The following is a 17,972-nucleotide window of genomic DNA, read 5'->3' as shown; positions in this document are numbered from 1 at the left end:
CGCCACGTCGGCGTCGCTTCCGAAGAACCACACCGAACGGAGAACTTCCTTGATCCTCTCATCCACCGTCGACGTGGCCTCCGCCCGTGCCCTGACCGCCTCGGGCTCCGGCGTGCTGCTGCTGGACGTGCGCACCCCCGCCGAGTTCGAGACCGCGCACATCGAGGGCGCGGTCAACCTCCCGCTGGACCGGCTCGACGAGAGCCTGCCCCTGCCCCAGGGGGAGGCGTCCGGCGGGGTCGTGCTCGTCTGCCAGTCGGGCGGCCGCGCCCGCACCGCCCAGGCGAAGCTGGCGTCCGCCGGAGTGCGGGAGACGGCGGTCCTGGCGGGTGGGATGGGCTCCTGGATCGCCTCCGGCGCCCCCGTCGTCCGGGGAAGGCAGCGCTGGAGCCTGGAGCGGCAGGTCCGCCTGGTCGCGGGACTCCTGGTCCTGGTCTCGGTCGTGGCGAGCCTCTGGGTGCCCTGGGCCCTGCTGGTCACCGGGTTCGTCGGCGCGGGGCTGACCTACGCCGGGGCCAGCGACAACTGCATGATGGGCATGCTCCTGGCCCGCCTGCCGTACAACCGCGGCACCGGCACCGGCACCGGTGCCGACGTGACGGGCGCGCCTGGCCGGGCGTGTCCGCGATGAGTGTGGCGCTGACGCTTGTCGGCGCGGTGGTCGTCGGTCTGACGCTCGGACTGCTCGGCGCGGGAGGCTCGGTGCTGGCCGTTCCCGTCCTGGTGTACGGAGTGGGTCAGCCGATGACCGTGGCCATTCCGACCTCCCTGCTGGTGGTCGCGGTCTCCAGCGCGGGAGCCCTGCTTCCCAGGATCGGCGGCGGGCAGGTGCGCTGGCCGGTCGCGGCCGTGTTCGCCGCAGGCGGCGTGCCCGCCGCGCTCGCCGGAGCGGCGGTCGGCCGAGCCCTTCCCGAGTGGCTGACGCTGCCCGGGTTCGCGGTCGTCATGGCCGTCGTGGCCGTGCGCATGATCCGGGGCGGCGAATCCCACGGCGGAGCCTGCCGGACCGGCGCGGGGCGGGTCGACCGCCGCCGCTGCCTGCCTCGCGCCCTCGCGGCGGGCGCCGGTGTCGGGCTCCTGACCGGAGTGTTCGGCGTCGGCGGCGGCTTCGCCGTCGTTCCCGCACTCACCCTGCTGCTCGGCCTGGCCGCGTCGGAGGCCGTCGCGACCTCCCTGGTGGTCATCCTGGTCAACGCGGCCGCCGGATTCGCCGGGCACGCGGGGGCCGCCGACCTGGACTACGGGATCGCGCTGACCTTCGCGGCGGGCGCGCTGCTGACCTCTCTCCTCGCGGGCAGGTTCGCCGGGAGGCTGCCTGAGAAGCGGGTGCGGCGCCTGTTCGCCTGGACCGTCCTCGCCCTGGCGCCGGTGGTCGCCGCGGGGGCCTTCGCGTGAGGTGACCCTTCCGCTCCGGGCGTCGGCTCCGCTCCGGGCGGTGACCGAAACCTTCGAGACCGACCGGAACGAGGCGCCGGAGCCCGAAGCTCCTCAGAGTCCTGCCGTAAGGGATGTGTCAAAATTTGGGTCTCTTGTGTATATTTTCCGTCATTGGGTCACATCTGAGGGAGGATTTATCGTGCGAGCGTTCCCACGGGTGCTCTTCGACGAGGCACACAACGAGTCATGGACCATCCGCAGGGACGTGGCCGAAACGATGAATCCGGGACATCCCGACGACAACAGCTACGCGCGCGCCGCGGACCTGCTGCGCCGCCTCGGCCACACCGTGACCGCGCACACCGAGGGGCCGATCACCCTCGCGCTCCTCGCGGGCCAGGACGTCTTCGTGATCGCGCACCCCTCGGCCAACCGCTGGGAGCGCACCACGGGCCTGGGCAGCCCGATTCTGCCCGTCGAGGAGCTCGACGCGATCGAGGACTACGTCGCGGCGGGCGGCGGGCTGGTCGTGCTCGCCGAGTGCGAGCAGGAGAAGTACGGCAGCAACCTCGCCGAGCTGCTCGACCGCTTCGGCGTGGGCGTCGAGCACACCACCGTGCAGGACCCCAGGAACTCCCACAACGGCGTGGCCTCCTGGATCCTGGGCGTCCCCGGCGAGACCGCGGAGGAGGACCCGCTGGCCGGGGCCCGCCGGGCGTGCTTCTACCGGGCCGGCGTCCTGACCGGCCCGGACCACGCGACCGTGCTGTTCCGCACCTCGCCGACCGCCGACCCCGCGGGCGCGCCGCTGGCGCTGGCCGTACGGCACGGCGAGGGCAGGGTCGTGGTCCTCGCCGACTCCGACCTGTTCGGCGACGACTCCATCGGCGACCACGACCACGCCGCCCTCTGGGGCAACCTCGTCACCTGGGCCGCGCGCGTCCCGGCCCCCTCAGCCACGGAGGCCGGGACGGGCGCCACTTCCGCCCATGAGGTCTTCGGGGAGCTCAAGACCGCCGTCGAGGCGCTCAAGCCGCTGCAGGCCAAGGACGGCTCCATCGAGGGCGACCGCGACCGGGCGGTCGAGCTGATCGCCGAGATCGTCGACCACGTCGCACGGCTCGCCCCCCGCTTCCCCCACGACGAGGCCTACCTCGCCGCGGTGGTCGCCGACTTCCGCAAGTGGGTCGAGCAGGGCCTGGGCGTCCCCGACTTCCTGGACTCGCTCAACGCCTTCCATCCCGACACCCAGCGGGTCGACGGCCTGGAGCACCTGGTCGTCTTCCCGATGTACACCCAGAACGGCACCACCTTCCGCTACATCGAGGCCGTGTGGATCCGCACCGTCTGGCCCGAGTGGCTGGCCAAGCTGGAGCGGGAGCGCTACGACAACCCGATGTTCGTGCCCATCGCCTTCGAGGACTTCACCTCCGGCTACGACACCAACTCCGCGGTGCTCTTCCCCGAGACCGTCGCGGTGCGCGAGATCCCAGCCCGCTTCACCTGGGGCGGCATCTTCTGCGACCGCGAGGCGGCGCGCTTCCGCGCGGTCAGCCGGGCCGCGGCGACCACGCTCAAGCTGGCGCTGCCGCCGGACGCGGCCAGGCTGGTCGAGTCGCAGGAGCTGGCCCAGGACACCTTCGTGCTCTGGGACCTGATCCACGACCGCACCCACAGCCACGGCGACCTGCCGTTCGACCCGTTCATGATCAAGCAGCGCATGCCGTACTGGCTGTACTCCCTGGAGGAGCTCCGCTGTGACCTGACCGCGTTCGGCGAGGCCGTGAAGCTGGAGCAGGAGGGCGTCCCGCACGCCCGCTACGTCCAGCTCGCCATCCTGTTCGACCGGTTGTTCCGCTTCCCGATCACCGGCGACCGGGTTCGCAACTACGACGGGCTCGGCGGGCAGCTGCTCTTCGCCTACCTCCACCGCAACGACATCGTCAGGTGGACGGACAACCGGCTGAGCGTCGACTGGTCCCGGCTCGCCGACGGCGTCGCCGACCTGCGCGGAGAGGTGGAGAAGCTCTACCGCGACGGGATCGACCGCGCCAAGCTCGCCCACTGGCTGGCCGCCCACCAGCTCGTCGCGGCCTACGTGGAGCCGCACCCCGCCTCCGTCTGGAACCGGGGCGTGGACGCGCTGCCGGTCGAGGGGTTCCCCAAGGCCGTGGTCGACGCGGTGCTGCCCGACGAGTTCCCCCTGAGCATGTTCTACGAGGCCCTGCGCCGTAAGCTCGGCGATGTCGTCGAGTCCACGAAGGGGATCCGAGCATGATCATCCTTGTCGCCGGCGCGGCCGGCCCCGCAGGCCAGGCCGTCGTGCGCCGTTTCACGGACAAGGGCCACACCGTCATCGGCGTCGACAAGTCCGGCGCCGACGGGACCCTCCCGGTCGACCTCCTCGACTTCGACGCCGTCAAGCGGCTCGCGGCCGACGTCGAGGCCGAGCACGGCAGAGTGGACGGCATCGCCCACCTGGTCGGCGGCTGGCGCGGGTCGAAGACCTTCGCCGAGACCAGGCTCGAAGACTGGGACCTGCTGCACGACCTGCTGATCCGCACCCTGCAGCACGTCACGCTCGCCTTCGAGCCGCTGCTCAAGGCGAGCGAGCGAGGCAGGTTCGCCATCGTCTCCGCCACCGCCGCCGAGCGTCCCACCCAGGGCAACGCCGCCTACGGCACCGCCAAGGCCGCCTCGGAGGCCTGGACCCTGGCCTTCGCCGACGCGCTGGAGGGCACGAACTCCACGGCGAACATCCTGGTCGTCAAGGCGCTGGTGAACCAGGCCATGCGCGAGGCGAACCCGGAGCGGAGGTTCCCCGGGTTCACCGACGTCGACGACCTCGCCGAGGCGATCGACGGTCTCTGGGACACCGACGTCAACGGAGACAGGATCGTCCTCGTCCGCGAGTGAGACGACCCCGCCCGAGGGCGGGACGAACGAGCACGACGGAGGCGGCCGGCCGTCAACCACCGGCCGCCTCACTGAGGGGAAAAGAAGTGACGGACGCCATCCGCAGACACGACCCGCTGGTCAAGGGGTTCGCCAGCGACAACTACGCCGGGGTCCACCCCGAGATCCTCCAGGCCATAGCCCTGGCCAACGAGGGACACCAGACCGCCTACGGTGACGACGTCTACACCCGGGCGTTGCAGGACGTCTTCAGGAGGCACTTCGGTCCGACGGCCGAGGCCTGGCCGATGTTCAACGGCACCGGCGCCAACGTGGTCGCGCTCCGCGCGATGACCGCCCCCTGGGAGGCGGTCGTCTGCGCCGAGTCCGCCCACATCCACACCGACGAGGGCGGAGCCCCCGAGCGCTCGGCGGGGCTCAAGCTGCTCACCGTCGCCACCCCTGACGGCAAGCTCACCCCCGAGCTGATCGACACCCAGGCCTGGGGATTCGGCGACGAGCACCGCGCCCAGCCCAAGGTCGTCTCGATCACGCAGACCACCGAGCTGGGCACGCTCTACACCCCGGAGGAGATCAGGGCGATCTGCGATCACGCCCACCAGCTCGGCATGCTCGTCCACCTCGACGGAGCCCGCGCGACCAACGCGGCCGCCGCGCTGGACGTGCCGCTGCGCGCGTTCACCACGGACGCGGGAGTCGACGTGCTGTCCTTCGGCGGCACCAAGGCGGGGCTGATGTTCGGCGAGGCCGTCGTGGTCCTCAACCCCGACGCGGTCCGCGGGCTGCGCTACCTCCGCAAGACCTCGATGCAGCTCGCCTCGAAGATGAGGTTCGTCTCGGTGCAGTTCGAGGCGCTGCTCGCCGGAGACCTGTGGCTGCGCAACGCCCGCAACGCCAACGCCATGGCCCGCCTGCTGGCCGACGCCGTACGGGATGTCCCCGGGGTCGAGGTGCCGCGTCCCGTGCAGGCGAACGCGGTCTTCGCGATCCTGCCCAGGGAGGTGACCGAGCGCCTGCAGAAGCGCTTCCGCTTCTACACCTGGAACGAGGCCACCGGCGAGGTTCGCTGGATGACCGCCTTCGACACGACGGAGGCCGACGTGAATGCCTTTGCCGCCGCCGTGGCGGAGGAGATACGCTCCTGTATGTGAGCAAGCACAGTCTGGGTCTGTGGCGGGCCGCCCTCGGCGGACCCGCTAGCCAGCCCTGACTGCGCAACCAGACGGCCGCCCGGAACCGGCGGCCGTTTCTCGTTGTGTACGCCCCCGGTGCGCGGCGGTCCCTTCTTTTCGCGAGGAGCGACCATGACCAAGCGTGTCTTCTCGGCTTTCAAGCCGACGGGCCATCTGACACTCGGCAACCTGCTCGGCGCCATCATGCCCGCCGTACGCCTCCAGGACGAGGCCGACTGCGTCTACGCGGTCGCCGACCTGCACGCCCTGACCGTCAAGCACGACCCCGAGCGGTTGCGCGCCCGCACGCTGGAGGCGGCGACCCTGCTGCTCGCCTGTGGCCTCGACCGGTCGCTGGTCTACATCCAGTCCCGGGTGCCCGCGCACACCGAGCTGGCCTACCTGCTGGAGAGCACCGCCTACTTCGGCGAGATGCGGCGGATGATCCAGTTCAAGGAGAAGTCGGCGAACCAGGAGGAGGTCCGCCTGTCCCTGCTGACCTATCCGGCGCTGATGGCCGCCGACATCCTGCTGCACCGGGCGGACATCGTGCCCGTGGGGGACGACCAGCGCCAGCACGTCGAGCTGACCAGGGACCTCGCGCTGCGGTTCAACCGCCTCTACGGCGACACCTTCACCGTGCCGGAGGCCGTCCATCCGCAGCTCGCCGCCAGGGTCATGGACCTGACCACACCCGACTCCAAAATGGGCAAGTCCGACGGCTCGGCCGCCGGAACGATCTATCTTCTCGACGAGCCCGCCGACATCCGCCGCAAGGTCATGCGCGCGGTCACCGACTCGGAGACCGAGGTCCGCTACGACCCCGCGGAGAAGCCCGGCGTCTCCAACCTGCTCACCCTGCTCGCGGTCTGCTCGGGGCAGCAGGTCGAGTCGCTCGCCTACCAGACGTACGGCGCGCTCAAACGCGAGACCGCGGAGGCCGTGGTCGAGGCGCTGCGGCCCGTCCAGGAGCGCCACGCCGAGCTGTCGGCCGACCCCGCCGAGCTGGCACGGCTCCTCGCCGCCGGAGCCGCCACGGCCGTCGAGCGCACCGCAGGCCTCATGGACTCGGCCCGCAGGGCCATCGGCGTGCTCTGAAGGACGCCGCCCGCCCCGGACGCGCCTGCTGAAGGGGCCGCGGCGGGGGCCGCTCAGGCGTCCAGGAGGATCGCGGTGTCGAGTGTGACGTCGATCGGAGGCGGGATGAGGAGCTTGTCGCCCATCTCCACCGTCGTGACGGTCTGGTATCGGCCGTAGGCGAGGTCACCGTGCAGGGTGACGCTTCCCGGCTCGGTCTCCGGGTCGACGACCAGCAGGAGCGGCACGCCGCCCCTGGCGTAGACGTGCGGCTTGTCCTCGCGATCCTCCCGCGCGCCGGCGGCGGAGACCACCTCGGCGACCAGGACGAGCCCGTCCGACAGGACCTCGCGCTCGCCCCAGCGGGGCGCGTCCCGCGGTCCCACGGCGAAGTCCGGGACCAGCGGCTCGCCGCTCCAGGAGGCGCACACCTCAAGCCCGGGCCAGACGCGCCAGCCCCGCGTCCGGGCGGCGGGCAGGAAGGCCTCGACGAGCAGTGCGACGATCCACGAATGGCGGGGAGAGCTGAGAGGGCTCACGATCACCCTTCCGTTGACGACCTCGACGCGGAAATGCGGTGTCTCGGGAAGGCGGTCGACGAACTCCCGGAGGGTGACGGGCGCTTTGCGCCCTGCCGTCCCGGTGTCCCGCCGATCCGGCCCGGATGTCGTGACCACGGCACACCCCGTCCGTTCTGGAACGTTTCCAACGCGAGGAGTATCGCACTGATTCCGTACGGTGACGAAGCGTTCGCCGACGGGAGGGCGGATTCCGCTCCCCGCGAGACGCGCGGCCGCGGGCTCACGGCTCCCGGTGACGCGAGGTGACGCCGGGTTCCCGGAAGGGCGCGGCGAGAGTCAGGACTTTCGGCCCGTCTCGTTCTCGTACTGGGTGAGCTGCTGTTCCAGGGCCTTCATCAGCTCGAACACCTGGCTCGGGGGGATGCGGATCCGGCTGACGATCCTGGTCGGCACACTGACGAAGTGCTGGCCGGACGAGGGGTCGTTGGCGAGCTGGGGTGGTCTGGTGATCACTGCGAAGTCCAGAACAAAGCCATCCTGGGTGTGCCACACCGACGCGAAGTTGGCGTACTGCCCGGACTCCACCTCGGCGGAGATGCTCACCTCCAGGCGGTTCTCCGGTTCGTCGTTCACCATTCTGTTTTATCTCCTCCGGCCGGATCGGCTCCATGCTGCCCTGGCCGGGGGGTCGGCAGCGCGGGGACGCGCCGACCTCGTCGAGGCGGACGCCGTCAGGGGCGGTTCGTCAAAGAATGGACGGCAGCGGCTGGGCGCCGCGTTGAGCCAGCATGTCGGTCATCAGCTTGATCTCTCCTGTCTGGCCGTCGACGATGTGCCGCGCCGTGGTGGCCACCTCGTCGCGGTCCGACAGTTTCAGCAGCCCCTGGCTCATCTGCACGCCGCCCTCATGATGACGGATCATGAGCTGGAGGAAGAGGATCTCCTGGTCCTTGCCCGTGGCCTCGCGGAGCCTCTTGAGCTCATCCTCGCCGGCCATACCGGGCATCGTGCCGGAGGCGGCCGCCGTTACGCCGTGGCCGTGACCGGCCATCCACGCCATCGGCGGACGCTCGCTGGACTGCTCCAGACCCCACTGCTGGAGCCAGCCGCTGAACATCCCGCGCTGTGCGGTCTGGGTGACGATGATGTCGTAGGCGAGCCGTCTGACCGCGTCGTCCTTGCTGCCGTCCCTGGCGATGAAGGACATCTCGACGGCCTGGGCGTGGTGGGTCGACATGTCGCGGGCGAACCCCGCCTCAGATGAGGCGTCGGTCGGCGCGGTGCTCCTCCCGACGATCAGCAGCAGCGCCGCCGCGGCGGCAAGGCAGGTGAGCAGCACGACGAGCGCCGTGCGGCGTCCGGACTTCGCAGTGTTTCCAGCGGGGGTTTCCATCGCCTGCCCAGAGTACCCACTGTGGCGAATCGTCGCTGTATCACGCATTGTGATTCCTTTATTCTCCACACACACGGTTAGGGCATAGTCTGACCCGGAGTTGGTTGCCGGCTGGAGGGTCGATGACGAAGGAAAAGGCGCAGGCGAGGCGAGAGAATCTCGCCCGGATGCGTGCGGAGCAGAAGCGACAGGAACGCAGGGCGGCGTTCCTGATGTGGGGCGTCGGCGGCGTCGTCGTGGTTCTGCTCGTCGGGCTGGTCGGCTTCTACCTGGTCAACGAGCGGGCGACGACCTCGCTGGACGGCGTCACGAGCGCCAAGTATCCAGGCAGCGTGCACGTCCAGACCAAGGTGAGCTACAAGGAGAACCCGCCCATGGGCGGTGAGCACAACCCGGCCTGGCAGACCTGCGGCGTCTACGACAAGCCGATCAACAGCGAGAACGCCGTCCACTCGATGGAGCACGGCGCGGTGTGGATCACCTACCAGCCGGACCTGCCCAAGGAGCAGGTGGCCAAGCTCAAGGAGCTGGCCTCCAAGGAGTACATGCTCCTGAGCCCCTATCCCGGACTGCCCGCCAAGGTCGTGGCCAGCTCCTGGAACAAGCAGCTCAAGCTGGACAGCGCCGACGATCCGCGCCTGCCCAAGTACATCGCCAAGTACAGGAACAACAGCACCGAGACCCCCGAGTTCGGCGCGACCTGCAGCGGTGGCATCAACAGCACGACCGCCGAGGCTCCGATCCCGGCGACCACCCCGACGGGCGCCCCGAGCCAGGGGGAGTCCACGGCTCCCACGACGAGCCCGTCGCCGAGCGCCACGCCGAGCTCCTGACCTGACGGGCACGGCCCGCGTCACACGGTACGGCTCCCGCCTGGCGGGGGCCGTACGCGTGCGGGGACACCGAAACACCGCGGCGACGCCGTAGGCCGCACACCGCCGGTACCGGGAAGCGGTCAGGCCAGCACCTGTCCGAGGGGCACCGCCTCCAGGCCGTGGGCCTCGGCGACGGGCAGGTTCGTCAGGTGCCCCTCGTGCGTGTTCAGTCCGGGGGCCAGCACGGGATCGGCGCGCAGCGCCTCACGCCAGCCCCGGTCGGCGATCGCCAGGGCGTAGGGCAGGGTCACGTTGGTCAGCGCGTAGGTCGAGGTGTGCGGGACGGCGCCCGGCATGTTCGCCACGCAGTAGAAGATCGAGTCGTGCACCCGGTAGGTCGGCTCCGCGTGGGTGGTCGGCCGGGAGTCCTCGAAACAGCCGCCCTGGTCGATGGAGATGTCCACCAGGACCGAGCCGGGGCGCATCCGCGAGACCAGTTCGTTGCTGACCAGCGTGGGAGCCTTCGCCCCCGGCACCAGGACCGCGCCGATGACCAGGTCGGCGCTCAGGACCGCGCGCTCGACCTCGTAGCTGTTCGACGCGACCGTCTGGCAGTGGCCCTGGTAGATCACGTCGGCCTGGCGGAGTCTGTCGATGTTCTTGTCGAGCAGGATCACCTCGGCCTGCATGCCCAGGGCGATCACCGCGGCGTTCATGCCGGAGACCCCGGCGCCGATCACGACCACGTTGGCCGCGTGCACACCGGAGACCCCTCCCATGAGCACGCCGCGCCCGCCCTCGGGACGCATCAGGTGGTAGGCCCCGACCTGGGGGGCGAGCCTGCCCGCGACCTCCGACATCGGGGCGAGCAGCGGCAGGAAGCCGTTCGCGTTCTGCACGGTCTCGTAGGCGATGCCGGTGACACCCGACTCGAGCATGGCCCGCGTGCACGCCTCGGAGGCGGCCAGGTGCAGATAGGTGAAGAGCACCTGCCCCTTGCGCATCCGGTGGTACTCCTCGGCGACCGGCTCCTTGACCTTCAGCACCAGGTCGCCCTCGGCCCACACCTCGTCGGCCGAGTCGAGGATGGTCGCGCCCACGCTCTGGAAGTCGGAGTCGGGAATCGAGGACCCCGACCCCGCGTCTTTCTCGATGAACACCTGATGACCATGGCGGACGAACTCCTGGGCTCCGGCAGGGGTGAGGGCCACGCGGTACTCGTGGTTCTTGACCTCGCGGGGAACTGCGATCTTCACGGCTCCTCCAGATTTGTGCACCTGTGTCGTCTTCACTCTGCGTTCCCGGGAAAGGGGGTACTACGCGCAAGGTGCAAGGAATCGCTGGTGCTTGATAACAGGCTGTCAAATGGCAGCGGTTGTCATATTTCCGAGGCCGGGTTGACGTCCGGTTACCGGGTCCTTTGAGTGATCGGTAGGCTCGCCGCGAGCCGACGCGAGAATGAATACGGGGACATGACGATGGGGATGCATGCGGGATCGGGTGGTCCGGGTGGCCCACCGGTGCCCCAGGGACCTCCACCCGGCCGCCGCGGCCGCCGTACGGGACCGCCGGATCCCAGGGGCGGCCCGGCCGCTCCCCATGACGGTTCGGGGAACCCGGGGGCGCGCGGCTCGCAGGCCCCCGGACGGACCGCGCCCGGCCAGACGGCGTCCGGCCGGACGGCTCCCGGGCCTCCCCGGGCGAGCAGGGGCACCACGATCGTCCTGATCCTCGCCCTGGTCGTCGTCGTGCTGACCGCCGGTGTGCTCGGCACCCTCGCGGTTCTCATGACCCGCAACCCCGACATGCCGCTCGGCGCCACGCCACCCCGGCGTCTGGCCGTCCCCATCCACTTCGCGCCGGTGACGGGCTCGCAGCAGGGACCGTGCACCGACTCCGACGCCAGGCCCGACGACCTCGGCCAGGTCTGCTACACCCTCGCCCCCGGCGTCAGCGTGAACGCCGTACGGAAGATCGAGGCGGTCCAGGAGCAGAACGGCGCGTACTCGGTCAGGATCGCGTTCGCGCCCGCGTTCCGCGACCAGATCAACGACCTGACCAAGGAGGCGGTCACCCAGCAGATCGCGATCGTCGTGGGGGAGAAGGTGGTCGCCGCCCCCAGAGTCGCCCAGGTGATCACCGAGGACAGCCTGAGCATCGCGGGCTCCTTCACCAAGGAACAGGCCGACGCCATGGTCGCCAGGTTGCTCGACGCGGGCGGAACGCCGAGCCCCGGCGGTGCCACGGGCACGGTGCCTCCCGGCGACGCTGGCACACCGGGGAGCACAGGGACCACCGGGACGTCCCCCACTCCAGGGTCCTCTGGCACCACGGGAACTCCCGACACCACGGGAACTCCCGACACCACGGGAGGCACCGGAACCCAAGGCAGCACCGGGACCCAGGGGAACACCGGAACTCAAGGCAGCACCGGGACCCAGGGGAACACCGGAACCCAGGGGAACACCGGAACGCAGGGAGGCGGAGGGACCCTGCCCACGGGGTAGCGCTCTACCGGGAAACGTCCCCGGTCGCGCGCCGCGCATCGGCGCCGACCCGCTCCGCGTCGCCGCTCGCCGTACCGGCGCTGCAAACGATCGCCAGTGTGGCGGAGGTGCTCGGGGTGACGGTGAGTGCGATGAGGGGACGCGGTGGCTACGGAGGTGGTGAGGGGACGCGGCGACCGTGAGTGCGGTGAGGGGAGGCCGTCTCGTCGGAAGGCGGTCGTTCAGACGAACAGGGCCCGGAGGGCCTCGATCGCGAAGTAGGCCGCGAAGATCACTGTGACCGCCCACAGGAGCCACGGGATCTGCCGGACGCGGCCGACCGCGGCCTGGACGATCGTGTAGGAGATCACACCGGCGCCGACGCCGTTGGTGATGCTGTAGGTGAAGGGCATCAGGGCGATCGTCAGGAACGCGGGGACGGCGAGGGTCAGATCATCCCAGGGGATGTTCTTGGCCTGGGTCATCATCAGCGCGCCCACCAGCACCAGTGCGGGGGCCGCCGCGGCGGCGGGCACCACGGAGGCGATCGGGGTGAAGAACAGGGTCACCACGAACAGGGCCCCGGTCACCAGGGCGGCCAGGCCCGTTCGCGCGCCCTCGCCGACTCCGGCCGCCGACTCGACGAACACCGTGTTCGCCGAGGCGCTGGAGAGTCCGCCGACCGCCCCCGCGACGCCGTCGACCGTCAGGATCGCTCCCAGCCTGGGCACCCGGCCCTCGGCGTCGACCAGGCCCGCCTCGTCGCTCACCCCGATGATCGTGCCCATCGCGTCGAAGAACCCGGACAGCACCAGCGTGAACAGCACGACCGTCGCGGTCAGCGCCCCGGCGCGGGAGAAACCGCCGAACAGGTCGACCTGGCCGACCAGTCCGAAGTCCGGCGCCGCGATCACCCCCTCGGGCACCCGGGGCACCACCACGCCCCAGCTCGCCGGGTCGATCCTGACGACCGAGTTGACGATGATCGCCAGGACGGCGGTGACCGCGATGCCGATCAGGATGGCGCCCCTGGTCCTGCGCACGAAGAGCACGATCATCAGCAGCAGGCCGAAGCTGAAGACCGCGACCGGCCAGCCCGTCAGGTGCCCGGTCGCGCCGAGCTGCACCGGCGTCCCCGTGCCCTTCGCGACGAAGCCGGCGTCGACCAGCCCGATCAGCGCGATGAACATCCCGATTCCCACGCTGATCGCGTGCTTCAGGGCGAGCGGTATGGAGTTCATGATGAGCCTGCGCAGTCCGGAGACCGCCAGCAGCACGATCACCAGGCCCTCCAGCACGACCAGCCCCATCGCCTGGGCCCAGGTCATGTGCGGCGCGGCCTGGTAGGCGACGACCGCGTTCAGTCCCAGCCCGGCCGCGACGCCGAAGGGCGCGTTGCCGACCACGCCCATCAGCAGCGTGCTCACCGCGGCCGCGAGGATGGTCGACGTGGTCAGCTGCAGGATCGACAGCTTCGCCCCGGTGACGTCCGTCGCCCCGCCCAGGATGATCGGGTTGAGCAGGATGATGTAGGCCATGGCCATGAAGGTGGTGATGCCGCCCCTGACCTCACGGCCGACCGTCGAACCACGCGCCGACAGTTCGAAGAACCGGTCCATGACTCTCCCCTCGCCTGCGGGGGATGATCCGTTCCTACCCCCGTCGGCGCGATCTCATGAGATTCGGCGTGATGTCGAAGGAGGCAGCGCGATGTCGTGGGGCCGGATGGGCACGCGGGTCAGCGGCAGGCCGGTCGCGGCCCGTACGGCGGCGGCCACGGCGGGGGTCGACGACAGCGTGGAGGGCTCGCCGGCCCCGCGCAGGCCGTAGGGGGCGTGCGGGTCGGGGTTCTCCAGGATCGTGAGCCGCATGGGCGGCATGTCGAGGATCGTGGGGATCAGGTAGTCGGTGAAGGACGGATTGAGCACCCGCCCGCCCGTGACCTGGATCTCCTCCATCAACGCCAGCCCCAGCCCCTGCGCGGAGCCGCCGTGGATCTGCCCCTCCAGGGCGAGCGGGTTCAGGACCCTCCCCACGTCCTGTACGGCCGCCAGCTCGACGACCTTGACCAGGCCCAGCTCCACGTCCACGTCCACGACAGCGCGGTGCACGCACAGCGCCAGCTGCGCGTGGGAGTCGCCCTGCCCGGTGACCGGGTCCATCGGGAAGGTGGGGCGGTGACGGTAGCGTCTGGTCTCCTCGACGGCGCCCGCCAGTTCCAGCGCCTCGACCAGGGAGAGCCCGCCCTCCCGCAGCGCGTCGAGCCGCGCGCGCACGGCCTCGCACGCCGCCTTGACCGCGCCGCCGGTGACGTAGGACTGCCGGGAGGCCGAGGAGGACCCCGCGGAGCCGACCGTCGTGTCCGCCTGCGCGACCGTCACCCGGTCGACGCCCAGCTCGGTCCTGGCGATCTGCTCCTGGATCGTCACCAGCCCCTGGCCGACCTCGGCCGCCGCCGTGTGCACCAGGACGTGCGGCTCGCCGCCGAGCAGCTCCGCCCGCACCCTGGCGGTCGAGTAGTCGTCGAAGCCCTCGGAGAAGCAGATGTTCTTGATGCCGACGGCGTACCCGACGCCGCGCCGCACGCCCTCGCCCCTGGTGGTCTGCGCGACGCCGCCCGGCATGTCCAGTGGCCCTCCGCCCGAGGCGGCCGGCAGCGGTTGGGCGGCGAGCCCGCGCAGCATGCCGGCCAGCGGGGCGGGGGAGTCGACGACCTGCCCGGTGGCCAGCTTCGAGCCCTGGGAGACCGCGTTGCGGACGCGGATCTCGACGGGGGAGACGCCGCACGCCTCGGCGAGTCTGTCCATCTGCGACTCGTAGGCGTAGCAGGCCTGCACCGCGCCGAAACCGCGCATGGCGCCGCACGGCGGGTTGTTGGTGTAGACGCCGTAGGCGTCCAGGTGGATGTTGGGCACCTCGTAGGGGCCGACGCCGAGCGAGGCGGCGTTGCCGACCACGGCGGGGGAGGAGGAGCAGTAGGCGCCGCCGTCGAGCAGGATCTCCGCCCTGACGTAGAGCAGCCTGCCGTCCTCGGTCGCGCCGTGCTCGTAGCGCATCCTGGCCGGATGCCGGTGCACGTGGCCGAAGAACGACTCCTCGCGGTTGTAGACGATCTTCACGGGCCTGCCGGTGCGCAGCGCCAGCATGCAGGCGTGGACCTGCATGGACAGGTCCTCCCTCGCGCCGAACGCGCCGCCGACCCCGGCCAGCGTCAGGCGTACCCGCTCGGGTTCGAGTCCCAGGCACGGCGCGATCTGGTCGCGGTCGACGTGCAGCCACTGGGTGGCGACGAACAGGTCGACCCCGCCGTCCTCCGCGGGCACGGCGAGCCCCGACTCCGGGCCGAGGAAGGCCTGGTCCTGCATGCCGACCTCGTACTCCCCGGTGACGACCACGGGCGCCCCGAGGTCGGAGCCGACCCGGACCGGCTGGTGGCGCAGCACGTTGCCGCCCTCGTGGACGCTGGGGCACGAGGGGTCGAAGGCGGCCCTGCGCGGGTCGACGACCGCCTCGCGGACCTCGTAGTCGACCACGATCGCCCCGGCCGCCCGTCTGGCCCGCTCGGGATGGTCGGCGGCGACGAGCGCCACGGGCTCGCCCTGGTAACGGACCTGGTCGACGGCCAGCACCGGCTGGTGCCTGAGCTCGAGGCCGTAGAACTTCTCACCGGGGACGTCCTCGTGGGTGAGCGCCGCGAAGACGCCCGGCATGGCCAGCGCGGGGCCGACGTCGACGGAACGGATCCACGCCGACGGGTGCGGACTGCGCAGCGTCACCCCCCAGATCATGTCCGCGAGGTACAGGTCGGAGGAGTAGGCGAACTCACCCGTCACCTTCAGCGTCCCGTCGGGACGCGGCGCGTTCGCGCCGACTCCCCACTCGAGCCGCTGCCGCCAGGTCTGGACATCGCTCACCACAGCAGTACATCAGCCCAGGTCAGAGTGGGGAATGGTGGACACGGCCAAAGATGTGCCGAGCCTCACGGCGGTTCCTGCGGTCCTGCCAGGCAGCGGGTTCGGCCGGCCACACGGTGCGTGACCCGGTCCGGCGCGGGCCTGCGGCGGAGACCCGCAGGAAAGAGGCCGGGCCGGGATCCGAGCCGGAAGCCCACATCGCGTTCGAACGGGCCATGATGGAGGAGGAGGGGCGGGTCGGCGGCGGGCGCGAAGCCGGAGCCGCAGCGGAGAAACACGCGAGGAACCCGGATGAAGCTGGGCAGGGGGAGTCAAGAAAGGGCGCGGAGGGAGCGGTGCCGTCGGCTGAGGACACGACGGGCGAGACACCGGGGCCGGAGCGCGCGCCGGCGGTGGGGATGGCCGGAACCCGGGTTTCGATCGGGGGAGCGCGACGCCGGCGGGTTCGGCGGCGCCGGTGCGGACGCTCGGCGCGTTCCTCGGCCACGGCGGCTCCTGGAACGCCTGCGCCGAACGGCTGCACGCGCACGTCAACACGGCCCGCTACCGCATCCGCAGGGTGGACGAACTCACCGGACGGGATCTCTCCACGATGGCGGACCGTGTCGACCTGTTCCTTGCTTTACAGGCGCACTGACCCGCCCTTAGTCGGGATAGTTCCAGTTGGTCCTGTTCTCCAGGTTGTGCTGCAAAGAATACTGACTGGCAGGCTGTGAGGGGGCAGACGAATCGGCACTAGCGGTCGTAGCATTGCTCGTGGCTGCAAATGTGGCCGTAAATAGTACGGCGAGGGCAGACAAAGCGAGGCGTCGGCGCACGGGGGAGGCTCCTGTCGTGGGTTCTGCTGCTCGAACGATATCTTTCAAGGGGTAACGTGGCTGGTCAAGACTTGGTGGGGCAACGCATCAAGACCGTCCGTCGTCAACGGGGTCTTTCCCAGGCGCAACTCGCCCATCCGGAGCTGTCCGACAGTTATGTCTCTCTGATCGAGAGCGGCAAACGCACTCCCACCCCCGCCGTCCTCGAACTGCTGGCGGAGAAGCTCGACTGCTCCCTCACCTACCTGATCAACGGCGTGACCGCCGAGCAGATGCAGGAGATCGAGCTCGGCCTCGGATACGCCCGGCTGGCCATGGAGAACGGCGAGGTCGGCGAGGCGCGCACGCGCTACGCCGAGCTCCTCGCCGACAGCGGCCTGGCGGGCCTGCCCCAGTTGAGGCAGGACGCCGAGTACGGCCTGGCCCTGGCGACCGAGGCCTGTGGCGACCTGGACGGCGCGCTGGCCCTGCTGAACGGGCTCCGCGAGAACGACCCCGCCACGATGACCCCCGACCGTCACGTCGCCGTCGCCGTCGCGCTCTCGCGCTGCTACCGGGAGCAGGGGGATCTGGCCCAGGCGGTGAACGTCGTCGAGCAGATCCTCGGTGGAGCGGTCCGGCCGGCCTGGAACGACGGCCTGATGAGGCTGGGCGGCCAGCTGCTGGCCGCCTACATCGAGCGCGGCGACCTGCTGCGGGCCCGCCAGTTCTCCGACGAGCTGCTCGCCGCCGCCGAGGCGCTCGGCACCCCGCAGGCGCTCACTCTGGCGCACTGGGGCGCGGCCATCGTCCTGGTCGAGAACGGGCACGGCGACGAGGCGGTCGCCCATGTGGAGCGCGCGCTGGCCATCCAGTCCGAGTACGGCGACCCCCGCAGGCTGGCCACGCTCGGCGGCGACTACGCCCAGGTCATGCTGACCGCGCGGCCCATGCAGGCGGGCGCGTGGCGTGAGCTGCTGACGAAGGTGGAGAAGGAGCTGTCGGAGAGCTACGCCAACCCCATGGCCAAGATGCGCTGCGCGATGAACCTCGCCCGCGCCGAGCTGTTGCTCGGCAACCCCCACCGGGCCGGAGAGCACATCAAGGCCGTCTGCGACATGCTCGACGGGATGCCCAGGATGCTGCAGATGGAGGCGCGCCTCCTGTACGGCCAGACGTTGGCGGAGCTGCACGGCCAGGAGCAGGCCCTGCACGAGCTGGAGGCGGCGACCGAGGCCCTGGACCAGCTGCCCGCGACCAGATCCACCGCCCACTCGTGGCTGACGGCCGCGCGGGTCCTGGAGCGCATCGACGCGCCTGACCGCAGCGTGGACGCCTACAAGCGAGCCCTGGCCTGCGTGGGGCTGTAGAACCGTGTGCCACCCGCGGACCGGGCGCGCGGTCCGCGGGCGGGCACGAGGTGGGACGGCGTCCTCCCAGCGGCGCCGGGCACGTTCACGGCGTGATCGGGGCAGGGAGGTAGGGACCGCATGACGGCGTCGGT

General features: G+C 70.7%; 15 protein-coding genes and 1 pseudogene. 10 read left to right on the top strand and 6 right to left on the bottom strand.

Annotation, left to right across the window (positions count from 1 at the left end; translation table 11 throughout):
* The first annotated feature begins 49 nt into the window (after positions 1–49).
* The 6 genes from PKF00_RS18030 (at position 50) to trpS (ending at position 6,563) form a co-directional block, all read left to right on the top strand.
* Entirely contained in the window at positions 50–631 is a 582-nt protein-coding gene (locus tag PKF00_RS18030) for a rhodanese-like domain-containing protein (RefSeq protein WP_309298413.1), read from the top strand.
* Positions 628–1,395 (top strand): sulfite exporter TauE/SafE family protein, encoded by a 768-nt coding sequence (locus PKF00_RS18025; protein WP_271218703.1) that lies wholly within the window; start codon positions 628–630, stop codon positions 1,393–1,395. The genes PKF00_RS18030 and PKF00_RS18025 overlap by 4 nt, the downstream gene beginning before the upstream one ends.
* A 181-nt stretch (positions 1,396–1,576) precedes the next feature.
* Positions 1,577–3,655: a DUF6421 family protein gene (locus PKF00_RS18020; protein ID WP_271218702.1), complete on the top strand. Its 2,079-nt coding sequence runs from the start codon at positions 1,577–1,579 to the stop codon at positions 3,653–3,655.
* Positions 3,652–4,293, top strand: a complete 642-nt coding sequence (locus PKF00_RS18015) for an SDR family NAD(P)-dependent oxidoreductase (protein ID WP_271218701.1) — start codon at positions 3,652–3,654, stop codon at positions 4,291–4,293. Before PKF00_RS18020 ends, PKF00_RS18015 begins: the two co-directional genes overlap by 4 nt.
* A gap of 86 nt (positions 4,294–4,379) precedes the next feature.
* Positions 4,380–5,444 carry a threonine aldolase family protein gene (locus tag PKF00_RS18010; protein WP_271218700.1) on the top strand — a complete coding sequence of 355 codons (1,065 nt, stop codon included), beginning with the start codon at positions 4,380–4,382 and terminating at the stop codon, positions 5,442–5,444.
* A 153-nt stretch (positions 5,445–5,597) separates the two neighbouring features.
* The gene (trpS, locus tag PKF00_RS18005) at positions 5,598–6,563 is read left to right on the top strand and encodes a tryptophan--tRNA ligase (RefSeq protein WP_271218699.1); all 966 of its coding nucleotides are present in this window, start codon (positions 5,598–5,600) and stop codon (positions 6,561–6,563) included.
* A 53-nt stretch (positions 6,564–6,616) separates the two neighbouring features.
* Here trpS and PKF00_RS18000 read toward each other — a convergent pair whose 3' ends face one another.
* The 3 genes from PKF00_RS18000 to PKF00_RS17990 form a co-directional block, all read right to left on the bottom strand.
* Complete coding sequence (locus PKF00_RS18000; RefSeq protein WP_271218698.1) at positions 6,617–7,219, bottom strand: Uma2 family endonuclease; 603 nt, start codon at positions 7,217–7,219, stop codon at positions 6,617–6,619.
* 180 nt (positions 7,220–7,399) lie between these two features.
* Positions 7,400–7,699: a DUF3467 domain-containing protein gene (locus PKF00_RS17995; RefSeq protein WP_271218697.1), complete on the bottom strand. Its 300-nt coding sequence runs from the start codon at positions 7,697–7,699 to the stop codon at positions 7,400–7,402.
* A gap of 109 nt (positions 7,700–7,808) precedes the next feature.
* A complete protein-coding gene (locus tag PKF00_RS17990) occupies positions 7,809–8,456 on the bottom strand; it encodes a DUF305 domain-containing protein (RefSeq protein ID WP_271218696.1) in 648 nt (215 codons plus the stop codon).
* A 122-nt stretch (positions 8,457–8,578) separates the two neighbouring features.
* On the opposite strand from PKF00_RS17990, the gene PKF00_RS17985 reads away from it, so the two are divergent.
* Entirely contained in the window at positions 8,579–9,289 is a 711-nt protein-coding gene (locus tag PKF00_RS17985) for a thioredoxin-like domain-containing protein (protein ID WP_271218695.1), read from the top strand.
* A 122-nt stretch (positions 9,290–9,411) separates the two neighbouring features.
* On the opposite strand, the gene ald is transcribed toward PKF00_RS17985, so the two are convergent.
* Positions 9,412–10,527, bottom strand: coding sequence for an alanine dehydrogenase (gene ald / locus PKF00_RS17980; protein WP_271218694.1), 1,116 nt, complete (start codon positions 10,525–10,527; stop codon positions 9,412–9,414).
* Between the two features lie 264 nt (positions 10,528–10,791).
* On the opposite strand from ald, the gene PKF00_RS17975 reads away from it, so the two are divergent.
* A complete protein-coding gene (locus tag PKF00_RS17975) occupies positions 10,792–11,778 on the top strand; it encodes a SecDF P1 head subdomain-containing protein (RefSeq protein WP_271218693.1) in 987 nt (328 codons plus the stop codon).
* A 221-nt stretch (positions 11,779–11,999) separates the two neighbouring features.
* Here PKF00_RS17975 and PKF00_RS17970 read toward each other — a convergent pair whose 3' ends face one another.
* Together PKF00_RS17970 and PKF00_RS17965 are read right to left on the bottom strand one after the other, a co-directional pair.
* Complete coding sequence (locus PKF00_RS17970) at positions 12,000–13,376, bottom strand: NCS2 family permease (protein ID WP_271218692.1); 1,377 nt, start codon at positions 13,374–13,376, stop codon at positions 12,000–12,002.
* Between the two features lie 54 nt (positions 13,377–13,430).
* On the bottom strand, positions 13,431–15,674 hold the full coding sequence (locus PKF00_RS17965) for a molybdopterin cofactor-binding domain-containing protein (RefSeq protein WP_271218691.1): 2,244 nt from the start codon (positions 15,672–15,674) through the stop codon (positions 13,431–13,433).
* 454 nt (positions 15,675–16,128) lie between these two features.
* Between PKF00_RS17965 and PKF00_RS17960 the strand changes: the two are divergent.
* Positions 16,129–16,308, top strand: a pseudogene (locus tag PKF00_RS17960) (helix-turn-helix domain-containing protein); the annotation flags it as partial.
* 237 nt (positions 16,309–16,545) lie between these two features.
* Entirely contained in the window at positions 16,546–17,838 is a 1,293-nt protein-coding gene (locus PKF00_RS17955; RefSeq protein WP_271218690.1) for a helix-turn-helix domain-containing protein, read from the top strand.
* Positions 17,839–17,972: the final 134 nt, after the last annotated feature.

This window comes from Streptosporangium carneum (assembly GCF_027922005.1).
GTDB lineage: Bacteria > Actinomycetota > Actinomycetes > Streptosporangiales > Streptosporangiaceae > Streptosporangium > Streptosporangium carneum.
The sequence above is the reverse complement of the archived record's forward strand: the minus strand, read 5'-3'. Positions and strand labels throughout refer to the sequence as shown.

What these genes read in the sequence shown, in the direction of transcription:
- trpS (WP_271218699.1), top strand. Translation starts at nt 5,598, where the DNA reads ATGACCAAGCGTGTCTTCTCGGCTTTCAAGCCGACGGGCCATCTGACA.
- PKF00_RS17995 (WP_271218697.1), bottom strand. Translation starts at nt 7,699, where the DNA reads ATGGTGAACGACGAACCGGAGAACCGCCTGGAGGTGAGCATCTCCGCC.
- PKF00_RS17990 (WP_271218696.1), bottom strand. Translation starts at nt 8,456, where the DNA reads ATGGAAACCCCCGCTGGAAACACTGCGAAGTCCGGACGCCGCACGGCG.
- PKF00_RS17985 (WP_271218695.1), top strand. Translation starts at nt 8,579, where the DNA reads ATGACGAAGGAAAAGGCGCAGGCGAGGCGAGAGAATCTCGCCCGGATG.
- PKF00_RS18025 (WP_271218703.1), top strand. Translation starts at nt 628, where the DNA reads ATGAGTGTGGCGCTGACGCTTGTCGGCGCGGTGGTCGTCGGTCTGACG.
- PKF00_RS17970 (WP_271218692.1), bottom strand. Translation starts at nt 13,376, where the DNA reads ATGGACCGGTTCTTCGAACTGTCGGCGCGTGGTTCGACGGTCGGCCGT.
- PKF00_RS18015 (WP_271218701.1), top strand. Translation starts at nt 3,652, where the DNA reads ATGATCATCCTTGTCGCCGGCGCGGCCGGCCCCGCAGGCCAGGCCGTC.